The 20214-nt window shown below is 67.1% G+C and carries 19 protein-coding genes; 9 read left to right on the top strand and 10 right to left on the bottom strand.

What is annotated here, in order from left to right:
• Positions 1 to 133 precede the first annotated feature (133 nt).
• The 3 genes from ACZ48X_RS17565 to ACZ48X_RS17555 all read left to right on the top strand — a co-directional run bounded on the left by ACZ48X_RS17565 (position 134) and on the right by ACZ48X_RS17555 (position 2177).
• A complete protein-coding gene (locus ACZ48X_RS17565) occupies positions 134 to 1066 on the top strand; it encodes an RsmB/NOP family class I SAM-dependent RNA methyltransferase (RefSeq protein ID WP_336348464.1) in 933 nt (310 codons plus the stop codon).
• Positions 1063 to 1641: a DUF7122 family protein gene (locus ACZ48X_RS17560; RefSeq protein ID WP_336348465.1), complete on the top strand. Its 579-nt coding sequence runs from the start codon at positions 1063 to 1065 to the stop codon at positions 1639 to 1641. The genes ACZ48X_RS17565 and ACZ48X_RS17560 overlap by 4 nt, the downstream gene beginning before the upstream one ends.
• A gap of 107 nt (positions 1642 to 1748) precedes the next feature.
• On the top strand, positions 1749 to 2177 hold the full coding sequence (locus ACZ48X_RS17555; RefSeq protein WP_336348466.1) for a CBS domain-containing protein: 429 nt from the start codon (positions 1749 to 1751) through the stop codon (positions 2175 to 2177).
• A 240-nt stretch (positions 2178 to 2417) separates the two neighbouring features.
• Here the strand turns inward: ACZ48X_RS17555 and ACZ48X_RS17550 are convergent, their stop codons facing one another.
• Positions 2418 to 3971 carry a DUF790 family protein gene (locus tag ACZ48X_RS17550; RefSeq protein ID WP_336348467.1) on the bottom strand — a complete coding sequence of 518 codons (1554 nt, stop codon included), beginning with the start codon at positions 3969 to 3971 and terminating at the stop codon, positions 2418 to 2420.
• A 137-nt stretch (positions 3972 to 4108) separates the two neighbouring features.
• On the opposite strand from ACZ48X_RS17550, the gene ACZ48X_RS17545 reads away from it, so the two are divergent.
• Positions 4109 to 4516: a hypothetical protein gene (locus ACZ48X_RS17545; protein ID WP_336348468.1), complete on the top strand. Its 408-nt coding sequence runs from the start codon at positions 4109 to 4111 to the stop codon at positions 4514 to 4516.
• 50 nt (positions 4517 to 4566) lie between these two features.
• Here ACZ48X_RS17545 and ACZ48X_RS17540 read toward each other — a convergent pair whose 3' ends face one another.
• Positions 4567 to 5916 (bottom strand): DEAD/DEAH box helicase family protein, encoded by a 1350-nt coding sequence (locus ACZ48X_RS17540; protein ID WP_336348469.1) that lies wholly within the window; start codon positions 5914 to 5916, stop codon positions 4567 to 4569.
• A 175-nt stretch (positions 5917 to 6091) separates the two neighbouring features.
• Between ACZ48X_RS17540 and ACZ48X_RS17535 the strand changes: the two genes are divergently transcribed.
• From ACZ48X_RS17535 to dnaJ, 3 genes are all read left to right on the top strand, one after another.
• Positions 6092 to 7120: a nucleotide exchange factor GrpE gene (locus tag ACZ48X_RS17535; RefSeq protein ID WP_379761777.1), complete on the top strand. Its 1029-nt coding sequence runs from the start codon at positions 6092 to 6094 to the stop codon at positions 7118 to 7120.
• A 122-nt stretch (positions 7121 to 7242) separates the two neighbouring features.
• Complete coding sequence (gene dnaK, locus ACZ48X_RS17530) at positions 7243 to 9135, top strand: molecular chaperone DnaK (RefSeq protein ID WP_336348470.1); 1893 nt, start codon at positions 7243 to 7245, stop codon at positions 9133 to 9135.
• A gap of 301 nt (positions 9136 to 9436) precedes the next feature.
• Positions 9437 to 10624 (top strand): molecular chaperone DnaJ, encoded by a 1188-nt coding sequence (gene dnaJ / locus ACZ48X_RS17525; RefSeq protein ID WP_336348471.1) that lies wholly within the window; start codon positions 9437 to 9439, stop codon positions 10622 to 10624.
• A gap of 139 nt (positions 10625 to 10763) precedes the next feature.
• Here the strand turns inward: dnaJ and ACZ48X_RS17520 are convergent, their stop codons facing one another.
• Both ACZ48X_RS17520 and ACZ48X_RS17515 read right to left on the bottom strand, forming a co-directional pair.
• A complete protein-coding gene (locus ACZ48X_RS17520) occupies positions 10764 to 11576 on the bottom strand; it encodes a PH domain-containing protein (RefSeq protein WP_336348472.1) in 813 nt (270 codons plus the stop codon).
• A 3-nt stretch (positions 11577 to 11579) separates the two neighbouring features.
• Positions 11580 to 12377 (bottom strand): hypothetical protein, encoded by a 798-nt coding sequence (locus tag ACZ48X_RS17515; RefSeq protein ID WP_336348473.1) that lies wholly within the window; start codon positions 12375 to 12377, stop codon positions 11580 to 11582.
• A 212-nt stretch (positions 12378 to 12589) separates the two neighbouring features.
• On the opposite strand from ACZ48X_RS17515, the gene ACZ48X_RS17510 reads away from it, so the two are divergent.
• Positions 12590 to 13315, top strand: coding sequence for a hypothetical protein (locus ACZ48X_RS17510; RefSeq protein ID WP_336348474.1), 726 nt, complete (start codon positions 12590 to 12592; stop codon positions 13313 to 13315).
• A gap of 24 nt (positions 13316 to 13339) precedes the next feature.
• On the opposite strand, the gene ACZ48X_RS17505 is transcribed toward ACZ48X_RS17510, so the two are convergent.
• The gene (locus ACZ48X_RS17505) at positions 13340 to 14209 is read right to left on the bottom strand and encodes an SDR family oxidoreductase (RefSeq protein ID WP_336348475.1); all 870 of its coding nucleotides are present in this window, start codon (positions 14207 to 14209) and stop codon (positions 13340 to 13342) included.
• Between the two features lie 162 nt (positions 14210 to 14371).
• Here ACZ48X_RS17505 and ACZ48X_RS17500 point away from each other — a divergent pair, with 162 nt between their 5' ends.
• Positions 14372 to 15085: a helix-turn-helix domain-containing protein gene (locus ACZ48X_RS17500; protein ID WP_336348476.1), complete on the top strand. Its 714-nt coding sequence runs from the start codon at positions 14372 to 14374 to the stop codon at positions 15083 to 15085.
• Positions 15086 to 15126: 41 nt separating this feature from the next.
• Here the strand turns inward: ACZ48X_RS17500 and ACZ48X_RS17495 are convergent, their stop codons facing one another.
• The 5 genes from ACZ48X_RS17495 to ACZ48X_RS17475 are packed head-to-tail and all read right to left on the bottom strand — an operon-like array spanning position 15127 to position 20181.
• Positions 15127 to 15864 carry an ABC transporter ATP-binding protein gene (locus ACZ48X_RS17495; RefSeq protein ID WP_336348477.1) on the bottom strand — a complete coding sequence of 246 codons (738 nt, stop codon included), beginning with the start codon at positions 15862 to 15864 and terminating at the stop codon, positions 15127 to 15129.
• Positions 15861 to 16637, bottom strand: a complete 777-nt coding sequence (locus ACZ48X_RS17490) for an ABC transporter ATP-binding protein (RefSeq protein WP_379761971.1) — start codon at positions 16635 to 16637, stop codon at positions 15861 to 15863. The genes ACZ48X_RS17495 and ACZ48X_RS17490 overlap by 4 nt, the downstream gene beginning before the upstream one ends.
• Positions 16637 to 17854 carry a branched-chain amino acid ABC transporter permease gene (locus ACZ48X_RS17485; protein ID WP_336348479.1) on the bottom strand — a complete coding sequence of 406 codons (1218 nt, stop codon included), beginning with the start codon at positions 17852 to 17854 and terminating at the stop codon, positions 16637 to 16639. Before ACZ48X_RS17485 ends, ACZ48X_RS17490 begins: the two co-directional genes overlap by 1 nt.
• Complete coding sequence (locus ACZ48X_RS17480) at positions 17851 to 18792, bottom strand: branched-chain amino acid ABC transporter permease (protein ID WP_336348480.1); 942 nt, start codon at positions 18790 to 18792, stop codon at positions 17851 to 17853. Before ACZ48X_RS17480 ends, ACZ48X_RS17485 begins: the two co-directional genes overlap by 4 nt.
• Before the next feature lie 57 nt (positions 18793 to 18849).
• Entirely contained in the window at positions 18850 to 20181 is a 1332-nt protein-coding gene (locus ACZ48X_RS17475) for an ABC transporter substrate-binding protein (protein ID WP_336348481.1), read from the bottom strand.
• Positions 20182 to 20214 lie beyond the last annotated feature (33 nt).

Raw genomic sequence — 20214 nt, 5'->3', positions numbered from 1 at the left:
GTCGGCGAGTACTTTCCATCATCGCGTGACCGATTCCGTCATCCCGTGAACAGCGCCAACGCAAGCACCCATCGCTCGCGCTCGGCGACCGCGACCCGAAACCGACAAGCGACCGCCCGCGCTACGGCGGGGCATGGAAGTCTTCGAGCGGTACCGGGACGTCGTCGACGACTACGACGCGTTCCTCGCCGCGTGCGAACGCGGTCTGCCGATGGCGGTGCGCGTGAACACGCTCCGCGCGACGCCCGACGAGGTCGTCGACGCGTTCGAGGCCGAGGGCATCGCCGTCGACCGCGTCGACTGGCATCCCCACGTCCTCGTTCCCGACACCGACAAGCCCGGTACGACGTGGCCGGCGTACCACGGCTGGGCGCACGGCCAGGAGGAGGTGTCGGCGATCCCGGCGACCGTCCTCGGCCCCCAGCCCGGCGAGCGCGTCTGGGACGCGTGCGCCGCCCCCGGGAGCAAGACCACGCAGCTGTCCGCGATGATGGACGACGAGGGCACGGTGGTCGCGAACGACAACAACCTCGGCCGGCTCTCCGCGCTCCGGTTCAACACCGAGCGCCTCGGCGTCACGAACACCGTCGTCACGAACCAGGACGCCCGGAACTTCTCCCTGAAACCGTTCCGGGACGAGGACGAGGACGACGAGGACGTCGCGTTCGACCGCGTGCTCGTCGACGCCCCGTGCTCGTGCGAGGGCACCATCCGGAAGAACCCGGACGCGCTCGACAACTGGAACCTCGGACACGTCGAGCAGGTCGCGAGCGTCCAGAAAGGCATCCTCCGGCGGGCCGCGCAGGTGACGCGACCCGGCGGCATCATCGTCTACTCGACGTGCACGTTCGCCCCCGAGGAGAACGAAGCCGTCCTCGACCACGTCCTCGCCGAGGAACCAATCGAAGTCGTCGACTACGACCTCCCCCTCGAGCACGTCGACGGCCTCACCGAGTTCGACGGCGAGGAGTTCGACCCACAGGTACAGAAAGCGAAGCGCGTGTACCCGCATCACAACGACACGGGCGGGTTCTTCACCGCGAAACTCGAGGTGACCGCAGAATGACCGACGAAGCAAGCGCGAACGACGACGCCGACGCGAACGACGACGCGGACGCGAACGACGAGACCGTATTGGACGCCAACGACGGCCAGCAGTTCGACCGACTGCCCGCGACCGCGGCCGACCGGACCGTCGAGGGCCGCGCGACTCGCGAGGGAGTCCTCGACTGGTGGGAGGAGCGGTTCGGCGTCGACCCCGAGGTGTTCGAGGGGCACTCGTTCTGGGAGAAGGGCGCAGGGAAGGTCTGGGTGTTCGCCGGCGACCTCCCGGACCCCGCGCGAGACGTCGAGGCCGCCGGGATGACGTTCCTGCGGACGCGCCAGGAGCACTGGAAGCCCACCACGGACGCCGCACAGCGGTTCGGGCGGCACGCGACGCGGAACACCATCGCGCTCGACGACGACGAAGCGAAGCGGTTCGTCGCCGGCGACGACCAGGACCTCGACTGGGACGGCGACTGGGGGTACGTCATCCCCGTGCACGACGTCGCCGGCCGCCAGGAACCGCTCGGCGTCGGTCTCTACGTGTACGACGAACTGAAGTCGATGGTCCCGAAGGGCCGCCAGCGCGACGTCTAACCCGTCCCCCCATTGGGGACGGTTCCAGGCCGTAGCAACTGGTTACAACCATTCTTGGACGGTTCCGTGGTACTAGGACTCGTGGGTCCAACGACCCGCGTCCACCAATGTCCCTCGACCAGATAGCACGCGACAAGGGAGCGCTCGTGACAGCCACGCCAGACCACTCCATCGAGGACGCCGCGAAACTGATGGCCGAACACGAAGTCGGCTGTATCGTCGTCGAACGCGACGACGAACCGATCGGTATCGTCACCGACCGCGACGTCGCCCTCGGCGTCGTCGCCGCCGAGAAGGACCCCGCGAGCACCACCGTATCGGACGTCATGACTCGCGAGCCCGTCACGGTCCACGTCGACGACGGCGTCTACGAACTCACGGAGGCGATGCGCGACAACAGCATCCGACGGATGCCGGTCGTCGACGACGACGGCACGCTCGCCGGGATCGTCACGCTCGACGACGTGTTCGTGCTCGTCGCCGACGAGATGCACGGCCTCTCCGAGGTCATCCGCGCCGAATCACCACCGTACTGACCGACCGCCGGAACCAGGGCCGCACCGACCGACCCAGGGTTCATCCGCGATGGGGCGGCCACGGTCGACGTGACCTGACCGCCAGCGGGGCGCACCACGCCGTCGCACGATGCCAGTGCGCCCCGACCCCGTCCACCACCCACTCCGAGCCGTGAGAAACGACCAGCGGTGGGCGGTCGCACCAGGCATCGTCAGTAAGCCCCTCACCAGTCGCGACAACGTTCGACCAGAGAGAACCCGTCACTTCTCGCGGACGGTTCCACCCGAAAGTCCAGTCCACTCGACGCGGTACCCGAGCGTCGAGAGCGCCGCGCTCGCGTCGTCGAGCCCGTACTCGTCGAGCACCGCCTCCGCGTCCCCGTACGCCATGCCGTCCGCGAGCTCGCTGGCGGCGTCGTCGAGGACCGCGGGCCGGACGAGCGTCCGCCCCACCAGTTCGTGCTCGGGGAACGCGACGTCCGCGAGCGCGTCCTCGCTGACACCCTTGCGTTCGGCGAGCGCAGCGAGCGTCACCACGTCGTCCGCGGGCGTCAACGACCCGGGGAGCGCCGCCGCCGCGTCCGCGACCAGGTCCCGCTCGTACTCGCGGAGGACGTCCACGACGTCCTTCACGCGCACCGAACCCGAGTACGGCACCACCGCCGCGTCCGTCGACGCCACGTCCTCGCCGACGCCAAGGGACTCGTCGACCGCCACCACCATCTCGACGTCCTCAACGTCCGCGAGCTGGGAGAGCTTCTTCTCCACGTACTCGGGCGTCCAGAACCCCATCACCTCGAAGAACACCCTGAAATCCGGGCCAGCGTCCGAGTCACCGCCGGGCGCGTAATCGAACGCGAAGTCCGGGATCATGACGCGATACCCGGTCGCGAGCGGCTCCGGCTCCCGGGACAGCACCCAGTCGAGGTCGAGCCCTTCGAATCGCGCCGCGAAGTCCGCCTCGACGCCCGAGTCGAAGGAGACCTCCGCAACGGGTTCCGCGTCCGGCACGCGCACCGGGTCGTCGTCCGAGAGGACGAGCTCGCGCTCGGTCCCGTGGTCGTCGACGGTGGCTTCGAGCCGCCACTCCGACGCCTTCGCGACCGTCCGGAGGAGCCGCGCGAACCGCGTCCCGTAGCGACGCGACCGCGAGAACAACGCGTCCGGGCCGGTGACGACGACCTCCCGGACGGTGGGCGAACCGTCGGCCACGCCGTCGTCGTCCGACTTCCGTATCTCGTACATGAGTCGCAGGCGCTTGACCGCGGAGACGAGCGCTTTCGGGTCAGACGAGCGCACGCGGACCTCGACGGCGTCGAACAGCGCCGTCTGCGCGAGCGAGAGGTTGTACTGCGCGAGCAACCCGTCCGGGTCCCAGGGTGCGTCGAACGACGCGAGCACCTGTCGTTCCTCGAGGTCCGCGAACAGCGACGCGTCCACGTCGTCGACGGCGACCGCCAGCGAGTCCGCGGCGCGGTCGAGCGCTCGCTCGCGCTCCGCGGGCGTGACGACGCCGTCGAGTTCCTCGGCGGCGACGAACGCCGCCCGGCGTACACTCGACGGCGTAACCGGCGCTCGCGTCTCGAATCGCGCCGCGTGCTCGCAGCACTTCGCGAGCCCGCGAACGAGCTTGAAGTCCTCGGCGTCCCCCTCGAGCTCTCGGAGCGCGCCGTCGAGGTCACCTCGCGTCTCGTCGACGTGCCCCTGGAACGTCCCGACGACGCGCGCCGCCAACGGACGGTCCTCCCGGTCCGCGAACACCGGCTGGTAGCCACCGCCGCGGCGCGACACCCGGAGGAGGTCCTTCGTCAGCACGTCCACGAGTCCGAGGCGCGGCGACAAGGATGTGACGCCTCACCGTCGACCGACGACGACGGAGGGCCACGCTGGAGGAGCCGAGCGGGCGGTGGAGAGCACAAAGGTTTCATGCGGCGTCGCGGTTACTGGCGAGTATGCGCCGTCGTCGCGTCCTCACCGCGCTGTCGTTCGCCGCCACCGGGCTCGCGGGCTGTACCTCCGGGCCGGCGAAGTCCGGCCCGAAGTGGGGGCCGCCGGAGACCGAACCCGGGACGCCGACCAGGGACGATTCCACGACCCGACCGACGACGAGTCCCGGGTTCGGGCTGCAAGCGAGTTTCGCGTACCAGACGAGTACCGCGACGGACGGGTTCGCCATCACCGTCACCGTCCGGAACACCGTCGACCAATCGCGTCGCGCCATCCTCGTCGTCACCTGGAGCGCGGGCGACGACTCCCGGACGGAGGAACGACGCGTCTCCCTCGACCCCGGCGAGTCGACGAGCTACGAGATGACGTTCCCCGAGGTCGGCGACCTCTCATTCAGTTGGCGCGACGCCTGACGCGTCGACACCCTGTCCATCGAGCACGCCCCACCCGAGACGTCACGGCGTCATCGGCGGCGGCTGGCGACGCGCTCTTCGGCGGTATCCTGACTCACTATCTCGTAGAGTCGCGCGGTCTTCCCGTCCCGTGGCCGGAGGATGCGGCCGAGGCGTTGCGTGAACTCGCGTTCGCTCCCGCTCCCCGAGCAGACGACGCCGACGTTCGCCTCGGGGACGTCCACGCCCTCGTCGAGGACGTTCGAGGACACGATCCGGGAGTACCGGCCGTCGCGGAACCGCTGGAGGACCTCCTTGCGTTCGCTCGCGCTCGTCTGGTGCGTGATGACGGGGACGAGGAAGCGTTCGGCGACGCGGTACGCGAAGTCGTTGTGCGCGGTGAAGACGATGACGCGGTCGTCGCGGTGGCGGTCGAGGACGTCACCGAGTGCGTCGACCTTCGCTTCACTCCCGAGCATGATGCGGCGGGCGCGTTCCTTCGCGAGTAGCGCCTCGCGCGCCGCGGGGTCGTTCCCGGAGCGCTTGACGAGCTCCTGGTAGTCGCTCCCGCTCCGCATCTGGATGCCGGATTGGGCGAGGTAGTCCGTGAACGTCTCCTGGTTCGCCTCGTAGCGTTCGCGTTCGTCGGGCGTGAGGTCCACCTCGACGCGCTTGACGTCGTACGGCGCGAGGTGCTCGCCCGCGAGGTCGTCGACGCTCAAGCGGTGGACGAGCGGCCCGACGAGTTCCGCGACGACCTCGTGGGCGTCGTCCGGGCGCTCGAACGTCGCCGTGAGACCCATCCTGGCGGGTGCGGCGAGGAGTCGCGCGACGTCCCGATAGCCCTCGCCGCCGAGGTGATGGACCTCGTCGAACACCACGAACCCGAACCGGTCGCCGACGTCCTCGGCTTTGAGGTACGCGGAATCGTACGTCGACACCGTGATGGGTTCGAAGCGCTGCTGGCCGCCACCGAACTGGCCGATTGGGACGTCGAACTCGGCGTCGAGTTCTCGACGCCACTGTTCGAGGAGGTCGATGGTCGGGACGACGACGAGCGTCGGCGTCGACAGCGCCGCCATCGCCGCGATGGCGATGACTGTCTTCCCGCTCCCCGTCGGCAATTCGAGGTTCCCGCGGCGGTCGGCGTCCGTCCACGCGTCCAGCGCGTCCTCTTGATACGACCGGAGTTCGTACGTCGTGTCGAGCGCCGGGAGCGAGTCGAGGTCGAGAACGCGGTCGTCCACGTCGACGTCGGCGGCGGCGAGCGCGTCGCGGACGGCAGCGTACGCGACGGCGGGTGTGCGGTAGCCGCCGCTTCGCGGGTCGGCTTCCATCTCCGGGACGGCGTCGAGGACGGCGTCGGGGACGTCGCCGTCGACCCGCACGGACCCGTTCTCGAACCGGAGCACGACGGTCACGCCAAAACGTCCGAGCGCCCGCCAGTTAAGCGAGTCGCTCCCGCGACTCGACCGCTGTCACTGCACCCGATATTCCGGATTCCCTCGCTCGTCGAGGGTACGCGACCGACGGCCGTGCGTTGGCGCGGCCGACGTACCTGAATCCTTTTATCCGAAGGGAGGTTTTGTTTCGACCATGAGCGAAGACGAGGGTTCAGTGGACTCCACGGCGGACGCCGAGGAGGCCGACGACGCGGCATCGGTCGACGATGCCGCGTCGGGGGACGAACAGGCCGCGGCGACCGGTGGGGACGCCAGCGAGGAATCGAACGCGGGGGCCGAGGAGGCGTCGGCGCAGGTGGACGACGACGGGTTCGTCACCGCCGAACCGGAGTCGGTCGAAGCGGACGAGGCCGCCGGCGAGGACGGCGACGGGACCCCCGTGAGCGATGACATCGTGGACCGCGTCGCCGAGTACGACGACGACGCTGCCGCAGAGGTGCGTGCACTCGTCGAACGGGCGTTCGAACTGAAGACCGAAGCGCAACGCGTCCCGGAACTCGAAGCGCGAGTCGACGACCTCGAGGACGACGTCGAGGAACTGCGTGAGGAACGCGAGGACCTCAAGTCGAAGCTCCGCCGGAAGCAAGCGGACTTCAAGAACTACAAGGAGCGACAGAAGCGAAAGCAAGAGCAACTCAAGGAGCGTGCGACCGAGGACCTCGTCGAGCGACTCGTCGGCGTTCGCGACAACTTGAAGCGCGCGCTCGATCAGGACGTCGACGACGACGAGAGCATCCGCGGTGGCGTCGAGATGACGCTCAAGGAGTTCGACCGCGTGCTCGACGAGGAGAACGTCGAGGAGATCGCGCCCGACAGCGGAGACGACGTCGACCCGCAGCGCCACGAGGTGATGGTGCGCGTCGACAGCGACCTCCCCGAAGGGAGCATCGCCGAGGTGTTCAATCCCGGGTACGAGATGGCTGGACGAGTGATTCAGGCCGCGCAGGTGACGGTGAGTAACGGTGCGGAACACGACCCCGAGTCGAGCGACGACGCCGCGGACGAGACTGCCGAGACCGACGGCGCCGGTGACGACGAAGGCGAGGAGGCCGAGGAGGCCGTGGCGCTCGGCGGAGAAGTCGACGACGGCGACGCCGATTCGAACCCTGACGCCGGTCAGGCGAGCGACGAGGACATTAGTGCAGCGCTCGACGACGAGTAGTATCCAGACACCGACCCGTAATTTACCTTTTTCAGACGTTTGAACGCCCCTATGCAATTTTATTCGCGTAGAGGTTCTGTAAAGCAACTTTTAAAACGGTCAGGTGTGTATAGTGGAGTAACATGGCGAGTAACAAGATTCTCGGTATCGACCTCGGTACCACAAACAGCGCGTTCGCGGTGATGGAGGGTGGCGACCCGGAGATCATCGTGAACAACGAAGGCGATCGGACGACGCCGAGCGTCGTCGCGTTCACCGAGGACGGTGAGCGCCTCGTCGGGAAACCCGCGAAGAACCAGGCGATCCAGAACCCCGACCGCACGATCTCCTCCATCAAGCGCCACATGGGCGAGGAGGACTACACGGTCGACATCGACGGCGAGGAGTACACGCCCGAGCAGATCTCGGCGATGACCCTCCAGAAGATCAAGCGAGACGCCGAGGACTACCTCGGCGACGACGTCGAGAAGGCCGTCATCACGGTCCCGGCGTACTTCAGTGACCGACAGCGGCAGGCGACGAAGGACGCCGGCGAGATCGCCGGGTTCGACGTCGAGCGCATCATCAACGAGCCGACCGCGGCCGCGATGGCGTACGGCCTGGACGACGATTCGGACCAGACCGTGCTCGTGTACGACCTCGGTGGCGGGACGTTCGACGTCTCCATCCTCGACCTCGGCGGCGGCGTGTACGAGGTCGTGGCGACGAACGGGGACAACGACCTCGGTGGCGACGACTGGGACCACGCGATCATCGACTGGCTCGCCGCGGAGTTCGAGGACGAGCACGGTATCGACCTGCGCGACGACCGGCAGGCGCTCCAGCGCCTGAAGGACGCAGCGGAGGAGGCGAAGATCGAGCTCTCCAGCCGGAAGGAGACGGAGATCAACCTGCCGTTCATCACGGCGACGGACGACGGCCCGATCCACCTCGAGAAGTCGCTGACGCGTGCGAAGTTCGAGTCCCTGAGCGCGGACCTCATCGAGCGCACGCAGGCGCCGACCGAGCAGGCGCTCGAGGACGCGGACTACTCGAAGGACGACATCGACGACGTCATCCTCGTGGGTGGGTCGACGCGGATGCCCCAGGTCAAGGAGCAGGTCGAGGAGATGCTCGGTATCGACCCGAAGGGGAACGTGAACCCGGACGAGGCCGTTGCGCTCGGTGCGGCGATCCAGGGTGGCGTGCTCGGCGGCGAGGTCGACGACATCGTCCTGCTGGACGTCACGCCGCTCAGTCTCGGTATCGAGGTGAAGGGCGGGCTGTTCGAGCGCCTCATCGAGAAGAACACGACGATTCCGACCGAGGAGTCGAAGATCTTCACGACGGCGGCGGACAACCAGACGACGGTGCAGGTTCGCGTGTTCCAGGGTGAGCGCGAGATCGCGGACGAGAACGAGATGCTCGGCGAGTTCCACCTCACTGGCATCCCGCCGGCACCCGCTGGAACGCCCCAGATCGAGGTTGCGTTCAGTATCGACGAGAACGGTATCGTGAACGTCACCGCGGAGGACAAGGGCAGCGGGAACAAGGAGGACATCACCATCGAGGGTGGCGCTGGTCTGTCGGACGCGGAGATCGACCAGATGCAGGAGGAAGCGAAGGAGCACGCCGAGGAGGACAAGCTCCGCCGCGAGCGCATCGAGGCGCGGAACAACGCCGAGGCGACGCTCCAGCGTGCGGAGAAGCTCCTCGACGAGAACGCCGACGAGGTCGACGACGCGCTCATCGAGGACATCGAAGCGCAGATGGACGAGCTCGAGGCGACGCTCGACGACGACGAGGCGTCGAAGGAGGAGATCGAGGACGCGTCGAAGGCGCTTTCGAACGAACTCCAGGAGATCGGGAAGCAGATGTACGACGGTGCCGCGCAGGGCGGCCCCGAGGGCGGCGCGCAGGCCGGCCCCGGCGGCATGGGCGGCATGGGTGGTGACGGTGCCGCTGCTGCGGAAGGCGACGACGAGGAGTACGTCGACGCCGACTTCGAGGACGTTGAGGAAGACGAAGAAGCGTAAGCGACGAGTCTTCCTCTAACAGTGAGAGCTTCGCTCTCACGGGTTCGAAGAGGACGAAGAGGCCTGACGGCCTCGACGTCCTCTTCTGCCCGCCAGAAATCTTCGATTTCTGGGGACGTCGAGGAAGACGAGGAGGCGTAAGCTGACGCGTCTTCGGTAGTCGGGCGGGTCTTCTCGGTTCTTTTCTGGTGGTCGTGTGTTCGCGAGTGGCGTCGCTGTGGGTGGTTCGAGGGTGATTGGCGGGTGCTCGACCGAACCCGCGCTTTTCAAGTGGTTCAATGGATTAACTGGCTGTAACGAGATGAGTGAGGACTTCTACGACGCGCTCGGTGTGAGTCGAGATGCGTCCGAGGACGAGATCAAGCAGGCCTATCGGAAGAAGGCCGCGGAGTATCATCCGGACGTGTCCGACGCGGAGGACGCTGAGGAGAAGTTCAAGGAGGTCAAGAAGGCGAAGGAGGTGTTGACCGACGAGGAGAAGCGGCAGGCGTACGATCGGATGGGCCACGAGCGGTTCGAGCAGGCGGAGAAGCGCGGTGGGTTCGACCAGGGTGCCGGTGGCGCGGGCGGTGCCGGTGGGCCGTTCGGTGGCGCGGGCGGCGCTGGCGGGCCGTTCGGTGGCGCTGGCGGTGGTGGTGGTATCAACGATATCTTCGAGCAGTTCTTCGGTGGCGGTGGTGCCGGCGGCGGGCAGCGCGGGCCGCGTCCGGGTCGAGACCTCCGGATGGAGCTCGGCCTCGACCTGGAGGAGGCGTTCGAGGGCGTGACGAAGGAGGTCTCTATCACGCGACCGTCGCGGTGTGACGTCTGCGAGGGCGAGGGGCATCCGCCGGAGGCGGACGCGGAGACGTGCCCGGAGTGTAACGGCGAGGGGCGCGTGACGCGCGTCCAGCAGACGCCGTTCGGGCGGATGCAGCAGACGGGCGAGTGCCCGCGCTGTGACGGTGCTGGCGAGCTCTACGACGAGACGTGCGGGGAGTGCCGTGGCGACGGCATCGTCCGGGAGGACGTGACGATGCGCGTCGACATCCCGGAAGGTATCAAGACCGGACAGACGATTCGCCGCGAGGGCGAGGGTGCGCCCGGCGAGCCAGGTGCGAGGAACGGCGACCTCCTCATCGACGTTCGCGTCCGCGACCACGACGAGTTCGAGCGCGACGGCGACGACCTCTACTATCGCCTCCCGATATCGTTCCCGCAGGCGACGTTCGGGGACGAAGTCACCGTGGACGTGTTCGGTGAGGACGTCACCGTCGAGATTCCCGCAGGCACGCAGAGCGGCGAGCAGTTCCGCGAGCGGGGCGCCGGGATGCCCCGCACGCATCGCCGCGGCCGTGGGAGTCTCGTCGTGCAGGTGCAGGTCGTGACGCCGGACCCGGGCGACCTGAACGAGGACCAGCAGGAGGCACTGGAGGCGTTCGCGGAAGCCGGCGGCGAGGAGATCGAGCTCAAAGAGGGGTTCTGGCAGAAGATCAAGAACTCGTTCTGACTGCGACGACCGATACCGAGTCCTTCACCGACGGTTCCTTCGCCGTCGATCGCTTCGCGTACGATTCCTTCACCGCTGATTCCCGCACCGCAGATTCCTTCCTCGCCGACGTTCGCCTGATCTCGTACGGAGTGTGGTGTCAGTCGCGGGCGTCCGGTTCGGCGGGTTCCGGCGAGTTCTCGTTCCCGGAGACGGGTCGCCGGGTCTCGTCGCTCCGGTCGCTGGCGCGGCCTTGTCCGTCCGTACCGGTCGCGTCCGTCGATGATGCGGCTGCGTCGTTCGTTCCCGGCGTGTTCGCGTCCGGTGCCGCCTGTGCGGACTGCGGGTCGTCTCGCTGACGGCCACGGCCACGACCGCGACGCTGCGACGGCTTCGATTCCGTGGGCTCCTGCGCGGACTGGGTCTCCTCGGTCGCTTGCTCGCGCTGCGTCTCGAGCAGTTCGAGGACGGCCTGCTGGAGGCGTTCCGGTTCCGCTGCGTTGTCGAACTCCACGTACCCGATACCGCGGTTGCTCCCGACGGAGAGGAACGAGATGGTCGCGAACCCGAGCATCGACTGCAGGCGGCTCTTCGAGAGTTCGACGCCCCGGATCATGTGGAGCGGGAGTTCGCGGGATTCTTCGCGGTACGCCAGGTGGTACTGCCGGCGGACGCTATCGGTCGTGACGACGTACTTCGTCCGGTAGAGGACGACGTACTTGATCGCGAGCCGGACCGCGCCGATGACGGTCAACCCGAGGACGACGAGGCCGGCGATGCGTGCGTTCTCTCCCTCGCCGAACAGCGTCGGGTTCTGGTAGAGGAACGCGCCGACGAACCCGCCGACGATGATAGTCAGGACGAGGTAGCCGAGCACGAGCTGGGTTGCTGGTGATGCGACGGTGACGATGTCGCCACCGAAAGTGTCTTCGTCTCGATTCGCCACGAACCGTTCGTCTGAGTCTTCAGTCATGGGTTAGCCGACGATGTTCAGCGAGTACGCGAGGATGGTTCCGACGATGTACAGTGCCGGTGCGGCGGCGACCGCGAGGAGTACGAGGAACCCCGTGAATCGCGACGCGCCGTGATTGATGCGGGCACCGAGGTACATCGAGTACAGGTAGTAGAGCACGCACCCGACGAGCGCTGCGAGCACGAACTGGCCCTCCTGGGAGACGGCCGCGACGTTCACGGCGTCGGGGCGGCCGGACGCGAGCGTGAACTCGCTCCCGAGCGCGTCGATGAAGAAGTAGATGAACTCCTTCTGGATGGCGATGACGAACGCCGCCGCGACCTCGGTCGTCGCCGACTGCGAGAGGTACCAGACGAGACTGAACAGGCCCGCGAGGTACGCGCTCGTCGAGTACGTTATCGTGTGCGCGGTCTGCAGGACGCCCTTCGAGTTGAGCGTCAAGAGGACCGCGGCGTGGTAGTTGACGAGCGTGAGGACGGCAGCGACCGTCAGGAACGCGGAGTTCTGGATGAGCGCGGAGAGGAACTGCCAGAGCGCCGTCGGGTCGGCGAGGCCGCCGGCGAGTGCCTCGAACCACGACGGCGCCGCCGCGGTACTCTGCACGCCGATGCCCGCGAGCGTCAGCGGGACGGCGTACAGCGCGAGGTTCACGACGTACACGACCGCGAGCCGGTTCATCTCGAGCGCCGTCCACACCCAGCCTGCGGCGTAGTTATCGGTCCGCGACTGGACGAACCGCCGCGGTTGGAAGACGGCGTTGAACAACCCCCGAACCACCCCTGCAACGTATCCAGTTGCCATCGCGTAACACGCCTACGTTCAGATAGAACCCTCATAACGATTGTGGCACTTTCGAGCGTTGTCGTGCGGATTTCTCGCACGTGACGGTGTCGTCTGTCCGTTTCGCGTCCGACGAGCGACGTGGTGGTCGCGTTCGACGCACGCCGACGTCCTGAATCTTTGACAGGATGAGGACCGTCGGGTCTTTGGCTGCCCGCCGGTTACGGCCGCGTATGGAGACGCTCGTCGACCTCGTCGCGCGCTCGCGACGCTCTGACGCACCCGCGCTCCGCGCTCCCACGCACGACCAGTTCTACGACTACCAGCGCCTCTGTACGACGACGTGGAAGACCGCGAACTTCCTGCACGCTCGCGGCGTCCGCGCACGCTCGACGGTCGGCGTCGGCGACGACCCGCGCGCCCAACCAGTGCTCGCCGTCCTCGCGAGCGCACTCCTCGGCGCGAAAGCGTACGTCGGCGCGCCCAGGGACGTCGACGCCCGCGCCGTCGTCGCGCACGTCGACGACGTCGACGACTACGACCTCGAACCCGGCACGCAACGCGTCGCGTACGGCGGCGACCACGACGACCCCGACGTCTACCACTTCGAAGGCGACGTCTGGAGCGAGAACCCGACGATGCCACCCGAAGCCCAGTCGCGCATGGACGTGAACGTCGCGCTCGTCACCGGCACCGAAGCACTCACGCACGGCGAACTCCTCGCCGCCGCCACCGACGTCGCCGACCGCCTCTCGCTCAGCGACGAGGTCGAAGTTGCCGTCCGCGCCCCGATCTCCGACCCGCGGGCGTTCGCCGCCGGCGTCCTCGCACCGCTCGTCGTCGGCGGGACCGTCGTCTTCCCGGACGACGACACGGTCGCCGACGCCGCCGTCACCGCCCCCGACGCAGACGACGTGCCCGAGAGCCGGACGCTCGGCGTCCGCGACGTGGAGTTCTAGTCCGACGGCGGGGTCGCCGTTCGGTCACTCGTAGGTGAACGTCATCCCGCCGTCGAACGTCAGGTCGCCACCGTTCAGGTGGGTGGCGTGCCCGGAGAACCCGAACACGAACAGGTTCGCGACGTCGACCGGCTCCATCATCTCCTTGACGCGTGATTGGCCGAGCATGACGTCCTCGATGACCTCGTCGACCGAGATTCCGCGTTGGTCGGCGGTGTCGGGTATCTGGTTCGTGACGAGCGGTGTCTTCACGTACCCGGTACTGATGGAGAACGCACGAAGGCCGTCGCCGCCCTCGGCGGCGATCGATTGCGTGAGCCCGCGGAGGCCGAACTTCGAGACGTTGTACGCGACCTTGTCTGCGGTGACGTAGTGCCCGTGGACGGACGCCATGTTCCCGATGGCGCCGACCCCGTCGTCGGTCGCGCGGACGTGCTGGATCGTTCGTTTCGCGAGCGCGAGCGGGGCGCGGAGCATGACGTCGTGCATCTGGTCGTACTTGTCCATCGGGAAGTCCTCGATGGCGTCGATGTGCTGGATGCCAGCGACGTTCGCGAGGTACCGGACGGTCCCGTGCGTGGCCGCGTTCTCGACGATCCGGTCGTGGTCGGCGTCGTCCGTGAGGTCGGCGACCGTGGTCTCGAGGGCGCCGGCGACGTCGAGGTCGTCCGCGTTCTCGCTCGTCTCGGCGAGTCCGTCCTCGTCGATGTCGGTGGCGAGGACGGTGAGGCCGTTCGCGGCGAGCGCGAGTGCGGTCGCTTGCCCGATGCCCGACCCGGCGCCCGTGACGATGCAGACGTTCTCGCGCGAGAAGGTCGGATCGTCGACGAAGAGCACGTCGTCGTCGGTGATCGCGTCGACCGTCAACCGGTCGTGCGTGGGAGTTTCTGCCATCGTCTAGCGGTGGTCCTGCAATCGGTGAAAAACGAGAGGTTGACATGTATACCACGTGCACCGGGTCGTGCGTTCGGGCGAGACGGGGGTCTGGGGGGCTGTCGGCAAGTGAAAGTACATGGATAAAAAGACATAAACTGTCAGGCGTCGACGGTTTGGTAAATGATATCACTCCAGATGGACATGGTCCAGTACGACTGTCCGTACATCGACACGACAGTCGAGAACGACGTGTCCTTCTACGCTCGTCAGTGGGACTTCGACCACGAGCGAGAGGAACTGGAGACCAGGATCGTCGTCGACGGCGACGACCGGGGTACGGTCGACAACGGACTCCGCACCCTGCGCGACCATCCGAACATGCGCGGGTTCGACCTGCTTCGACGAGACGGCGACGTCGCACTCATCCGCTCGCGAATCGAGCAAACGAACGCGATGGCGGTCATCCGGGACCGCGGCGGCTACATCACGGGACCGTTCGAGATTTCGGACGGGAGCGAGATCTGGAACGTCGGCTTCGACCGCGAGGACGTCGCCGAGGGCGCACTCAGTGCACTCGAACGCGACAACGACTTCTCGGTCGAGTCCCGCGAGTCGATGACGCTCGAGGACTACTACGACCTGATGCGGAACGTCGACCCCGCCACGTCCATGCTCGACGGTTGCCGAGAACTCTCCGCGACCGAACGCGCGACCCTTCGAGCAGCCGTCGAGGACGGCTACTTCGAGACGCCGCGAGACGCGACGCTGTCGACGCTCGCGGAGACGTTCGACGTCTCGAAGATGGCGGTCTCGAAGAACCTCCGGCGTGGCGAACGCAAGCTCCTCGGACGCATCATGGAGGCGATCGAGGAGTTGGACGTCGAGGAGACGTAGGAAGAGGGCGAGCGCATCCAGTCGTCTCGCGGTCGCCAGCGTTACTCGACGCCGCTACCCTGCATCAGTCGCTGGATCTCCTCGCGTTCGACGAGTGCCTGCGGGTCGCCGCTGTCGACGATCTCGCCGCGTTCGATGACGTAGAGTTCGTCGACGACGTCCGGCACGTGCGTGACGTTCGACTCCGCGATCAGCACCGCGATCCCCTGATCGTTGATGTCCTCGATGTAGCCCTTGAGTCGCTCGACGATGATCGGCGCGAGCCCTTCCAGTGGTTCGTCGAGGATGAGGAGGTCGGGTTGGAGCGCGAGTGCACGACCGATCGCGACCATCTTGGCTTGCCCGCCACTGAGGTTCTCGACGAGTTGGTCCCGTCGGTCGTCGAGCTCGTCGAGGAGGTCGAAGACGTCCTCGATGACGGCGTCCTCGTCTGTGATTCCGCGAGCGTCGCCGGCACTCCATATCGGGAGTCGGAAGTTCTCCTCTATGGACATCCCCGTGAAGAGCTTGCGGTCCTCGGGTTGGTACCCGATACCGCGCCGTGGGACGACTTCCGCTCTGACGTCCGTCAGTTCCTCGCCCTTGAATCGGACGGATCCACCGCGGACCTCGGTGAGACCCATGATGCCGCGGAACGTACTCGTCTTCCCGGCCCCGTTCCGGCCGACGAGCCCGATCGCCTGCCCCGCCTCGACGTCGAGGTCGACGTCGTCGGTGACCTGGAAGCCGGCGACGGCGGCATCGAGCCCGCGGACGCTGAGGAGTGGCTGGTCGCTCATTCTTCCACCCCCAGGAGGACGCGACGCAGTTCGTCGTCCGTCTCGAGTATCGACGCCTCCCCCTCGCCGAGCACGCTCCCCTGGTGGAGCGCGATGACGCGGTCGGCGTGCTCGGTCACGATGTCCATGTCGTGCTCGATCGCGACGGTCGTCACGTCCTCCGCGCGACTCACGTTCACGATGGTCTCCATGACGTAGTCCGTCTCCTGGGCGGACACCCCAGAGGTGGGTTCGTCGAGGAGGAGGACGTCCGGGTCCAGTCCGAACGACATCGCGACGTCCAGTAGCTTCCGGTCGCCGTGCGGGAGCGTGTCGGCGACGACGTGCTGCTGGTCGTCGAGCCGGAAGCGCTCGAGGAGGTCGTCGACGATCGCCTCGACGCCTTCGTGTTCGTCGCTGAAGCTGAACGCGCTCCCGAGCAAGCCCTGCTCGGAGAGGACCGCCGTCCGCAGGTTCTCCCTGACGGTCATCTCCTCGAAGACGTGGACGACCTGGAAGCTCCGGACGACGCCCGCCTTCACGCGGTCCTCGGGCGCCATGTCCGTGATGTCGAGCGTGGTGTCATCGCCGTCCTCGTCCGTCCGATGGAGGACGACGCTCCCCTCGTCCGGTTCGAGCAGCCCCGTGAGGAGGTTGACGAGCGTGGTCTTGCCGGCGCCGTTCGGCCCGACGATGAACACCATCTCGCCGGGTTCGCGGCCGAACTCGACGTCGACGTGGTCGGTCGCGACGAGCTGCCCGAACGACTTCCGTAGGTTGCGTGCTTCCAGCATCATCGCACCCCGAACACGAGTACCAGCAGGTTGCGTTTCGCGCGCGAGAGCGCGGTGCCGAACGCCTCGGCACCATCTTGCACCCACTCGCGGACGACCGACGGGTTGGCGGCGAGCGCGGCCGTGCGCTCGCGGAAGCCGCTCCCGGACTTGAGCGACCCGACGATGCCGCGCGGGAACCCGAACACGAGCAGCACGAGAACGACGCCGGTAAGCGCGTCGAAGTAGTTCGTGAGGTCGCGGCCGACGTCCTGGAGGAACACGAGCACGACCCCGCCGACGAGCGGGCCGAGCAGGGTCCCGAACCCGCCGAGGATCGCCATGAACAGGATCTCGCCCGAGCGCAAGAAGTACAGCGTCGATTCCGGCCGCACGTGCTGCTGGACGAGCCCGTACATCCCGCCTGCGACGGCGCCGTAGACGCCCGAGAGGACGAACGCTACCAGCACGTATCGCTTGACGGGAATGCCGATGAACTGGGCGCGCGTCCGGTCCTGTCCGATGGCGTCGAGCGCGTTCCCGAACGGCGATTGCACGATCCGCCACATCACGAACAGCGCGAGGACGACCACCAGTACCGTCAGGTAGTACACGACGACGCTGTACACGTCCGCGCCCATCTCCGCGCCGAAAAGCGTCGCCTGGTTCGCATCCCCCGGCCTGACGGGCAAGCCGTCGCTCCCGCCGAGGTAGCTCTGTCCCTGTGCGATCGCGAACAGGAGCTGGCCGAACGCGAGCGTCAGCAGCGAGAAATACAGGCCGGTGTGGCGGAGCGACAGGAAACCGACGACGCCCGCCATCGCCGTCCCGACGAGCGTTGCAGCGGCGAGCAACAGCACCATGCTCGTCACGTCGAACTGCGTCGCGAGCACCGCAGCGGTGTACGCGCCCGTTCCGAAGAACGCCGCGTGCCCGAACGACACGAGCTTCGTGTGTCGCAGCAGGAGGTTCAGACCGACGGCAGCGAGCCCGAACAGCACGCCCTGATGGAGCACGCGGAGCTGGATTCCGGGCGAGAGCGACGCCATATCCGGGACGGCGACGAACAGCACGAACAACGCCAGCCAGCCCACGAGGCGGCGTGGCGTCAGTACCATGCCGCGGGTGACGCGGACGTATCGTTCGCCGTCGCGAGTCGTCGTGGACGGCACGTAGCTGCTGCGCCCCCACGCCTCGAGCGACCGGGAGTCGTCGACGGCGGTGCCACGGTCGCTCACGCGGTCTCACCCCAGGTTCCGAAGAGGCCGTTGGGTTTCACGAGCAGTATCAGCGCCATGATGGCGAACGGTGCGGCGATCTCCGCGGGCGGGTACTGCCAGATCGCCCATCGGCTGAGGACGCCGACGATCATCGCGCCGACGAACGCGCCACGGAGACTCCCGAGGCCGCCGATGACGATGATGACGAACGACAACACGAGCGGGTTCGCGCCCATCGCGAGGTTCGCGTTGCTCTGCGGGAGCGCCATCGCGCCCGCGAACCCGGCGAAGAACGCCCCCATCGCGAACACGAGCGTGAAGGTCCGGTCGGTACTCACACCGATCGCGGTCGCCATCTCGCGGTCGATCGCGGTCGCGCGGATGATTCGACCCGTCTTCGTGCGATTGAAGAAGTAGAACAACCCGACGACGACGGTCGCACCGACGCCGATGATGACGATCTTGAACGTCGGGAACGTCAACCCGACGAACTCGGCGGCCGGGATGGCGTTGATGCCGCTGTAGATGTCCTGTGCGCGAACGGGCCGGGGCCCCCAGACGAGCTTGTTCACGTCCTTCAGGATGAGGAGCAACCCGAACGTGAGTACCAGCTGGTACACCTCGTCTCTCTCGTACAGCGGTCTGAGGAACAACGCCTCGAGGAGGATGCCGAGCGGTATCAGTACCGCGGCCGCCACGACCGCCGCGAGCAGGGAGAGCGCGAGGAACGCGGCGAGCCCCACGACCCCCTCTGGGTTCGCGAACGCGCCGCTCACGTACCCGAACACCGAGAAGGCGACGTACGCGCCGACGGCGTACAGCTCGCCGTGCGCGAGGTTGAGGACGTCGAGGATTCCCAGGATGATCGTGAGGCCGGACGCGATCAGGAACAGGATGAACCCGTACTGGATCCCGTTGAGGGTGTGCGTCGCGAAGTTCGCTAGTTCGCTAACCATGGTACTCGGAGTTTCTGCGGCGGTTTCGCGTCCGTGACCCCCTGTGCAATCGCGAGGTCACCAGCTGTTCACCCACTCTTCGGCGTCCGTTCCGATGGGAGGTGCGACCTCCTGCGGCGTGAATACGTTCACGTCCGCGAGGACGGCTGCGCCGAGGTCCTCGTCCCACTCCATCCGCCCGGAGTACGCGTTCGACTTGCCCTGATGGTCCGACCCCATCACGTGGTATCCCGCAGGCGTGTGGAAGCCGTGGTCTTCGAGCGACCGCGCGATCTGTTCCTGGGACGGCCACTCGCCCGTGATCTCGACGGCCTTCTCGGTCGCGGTCGCCCACGCCGTCACCGCGCCGTAGCCGCTCATGAAGTGCGCGGTCGGGACGACGTCGTACTGGTCGCGGGCCGCTTCGAAGAGTTGCTGGTTCGGACTCCAGCGCGAGCCGTTCGGGAAGTCCCAGTACCAGTTCCGACTGCCCGAGAACGCCTGTGCTTGCTCGACGACGTCGCGACCGAGTTCGTCGACCGCGCTGTAGAGCACGCTGCCGACGAGTTGCGTGTTGTCGAACATGTCGTTCGCCGCCGCCTGATTCATGAGGGTCGTGACGTCGCCGCCCCAGCAACTGGAGAACGTGACGTCCGGTTCGGTGTCGTTGACCTCCGTGATGTGCGTGGACATGTCGTCGGCGAGCAGGTCCGGGAATCCCTCGTGGACGACCTCCACGTCGCCGACGAGCTTCTCGATGGCGAGCTTGAAGAACTTCCACTCGTCCTGCCCGAACGCGTAGTTCGGGTTGATGCCCGCGATGCTGTCGATGTTGTCCGCGCCGAGGCGCGACACCGCCTCACGCGCCGCCGTGACGCACTCCATGACGTCGTAGTTCTGGAACCGGAACGAGTACGTCGGGTCCGACACCGTATCCTCGTACAGCGTCGTGACCGTGCCGTCCGTCCCGACGTTGACGACGCCCTGGGACTCGACCTCGGGGGCGAGCGCGGCGTGCCCACCGCTGGAGATCGGGCCGAACGTCACGTCCTTACCCTCCTCGACGAACTGCGTGTAGTTCTCGACGGCGGCGTCGGCCTCGTGCGCGACGTCGAGTCGCATCTCCCGGCCGGCGATACCGCCGGCGTCGTTGATTCGCTGGATGGCGATCTCGGCGCCGTACTGGGCCTGGAGACCCAGCACCGACGCCGCCCCTTCGGTGAACGTCTGCAGACCGGCCTGTATCGGTTCGTCCGGGACGTCGGCGTCGCCGTTCGTTGCACCATCGCCGTCGTCGCCGAGGAGTGTACTGCAGCCAGCGAGTGCTGCGGCGACCGCGGTCCCGCCAACCATCCCCAGCATCGAACGTCGGTCGATTCCTCCGTCGAAGTCCGTAGTTTCTCTCGTCATGGTCGAATACACGCAGTGGCGCACCATCGGACC

Source organism: Halorubellus litoreus (assembly GCF_055378595.1).
Note: the sequence above shows the minus strand (reverse complement) of the source record. Positions and strands in the feature narration are given on the sequence as shown.

Excerpts from the sequence above, each read along its gene's own strand:
- ACZ48X_RS17565 (WP_336348464.1), top strand. The coding sequence starts at position 134 with ATGGAAGTCTTCGAGCGGTACCGGGACGTCGTCGACGACTACGACGCG.
- ACZ48X_RS17560 (WP_336348465.1), top strand. The coding sequence starts at position 1,063 with ATGACCGACGAAGCAAGCGCGAACGACGACGCCGACGCGAACGACGAC.
- ACZ48X_RS17555 (WP_336348466.1), top strand. The coding sequence starts at position 1,749 with ATGTCCCTCGACCAGATAGCACGCGACAAGGGAGCGCTCGTGACAGCC.
- ACZ48X_RS17545 (WP_336348468.1), top strand. The coding sequence starts at position 4,109 with ATGCGCCGTCGTCGCGTCCTCACCGCGCTGTCGTTCGCCGCCACCGGG.
- ACZ48X_RS17535 (WP_379761777.1), top strand. The coding sequence starts at position 6,092 with ATGAGCGAAGACGAGGGTTCAGTGGACTCCACGGCGGACGCCGAGGAG.
- dnaK (WP_336348470.1), top strand. The coding sequence starts at position 7,243 with ATGGCGAGTAACAAGATTCTCGGTATCGACCTCGGTACCACAAACAGC.
- dnaJ (WP_336348471.1), top strand. The coding sequence starts at position 9,437 with ATGAGTGAGGACTTCTACGACGCGCTCGGTGTGAGTCGAGATGCGTCC.
- ACZ48X_RS17520 (WP_336348472.1), bottom strand. The coding sequence starts at position 11,576 with ATGACTGAAGACTCAGACGAACGGTTCGTGGCGAATCGAGACGAAGAC.
- ACZ48X_RS17515 (WP_336348473.1), bottom strand. The coding sequence starts at position 12,377 with ATGGCAACTGGATACGTTGCAGGGGTGGTTCGGGGGTTGTTCAACGCC.
- ACZ48X_RS17510 (WP_336348474.1), top strand. The coding sequence starts at position 12,590 with ATGGAGACGCTCGTCGACCTCGTCGCGCGCTCGCGACGCTCTGACGCA.
- ACZ48X_RS17505 (WP_336348475.1), bottom strand. The coding sequence starts at position 14,209 with ATGGCAGAAACTCCCACGCACGACCGGTTGACGGTCGACGCGATCACC.
- ACZ48X_RS17500 (WP_336348476.1), top strand. The coding sequence starts at position 14,372 with ATGATATCACTCCAGATGGACATGGTCCAGTACGACTGTCCGTACATC.
- ACZ48X_RS17495 (WP_336348477.1), bottom strand. The coding sequence starts at position 15,864 with ATGAGCGACCAGCCACTCCTCAGCGTCCGCGGGCTCGATGCCGCCGTC.
- ACZ48X_RS17490 (WP_379761971.1), bottom strand. The coding sequence starts at position 16,637 with ATGCTGGAAGCACGCAACCTACGGAAGTCGTTCGGGCAGCTCGTCGCG.
- ACZ48X_RS17480 (WP_336348480.1), bottom strand. The coding sequence starts at position 18,792 with ATGGTTAGCGAACTAGCGAACTTCGCGACGCACACCCTCAACGGGATC.
- ACZ48X_RS17475 (WP_336348481.1), bottom strand. The coding sequence starts at position 20,181 with ATGACGAGAGAAACTACGGACTTCGACGGAGGAATCGACCGACGTTCG.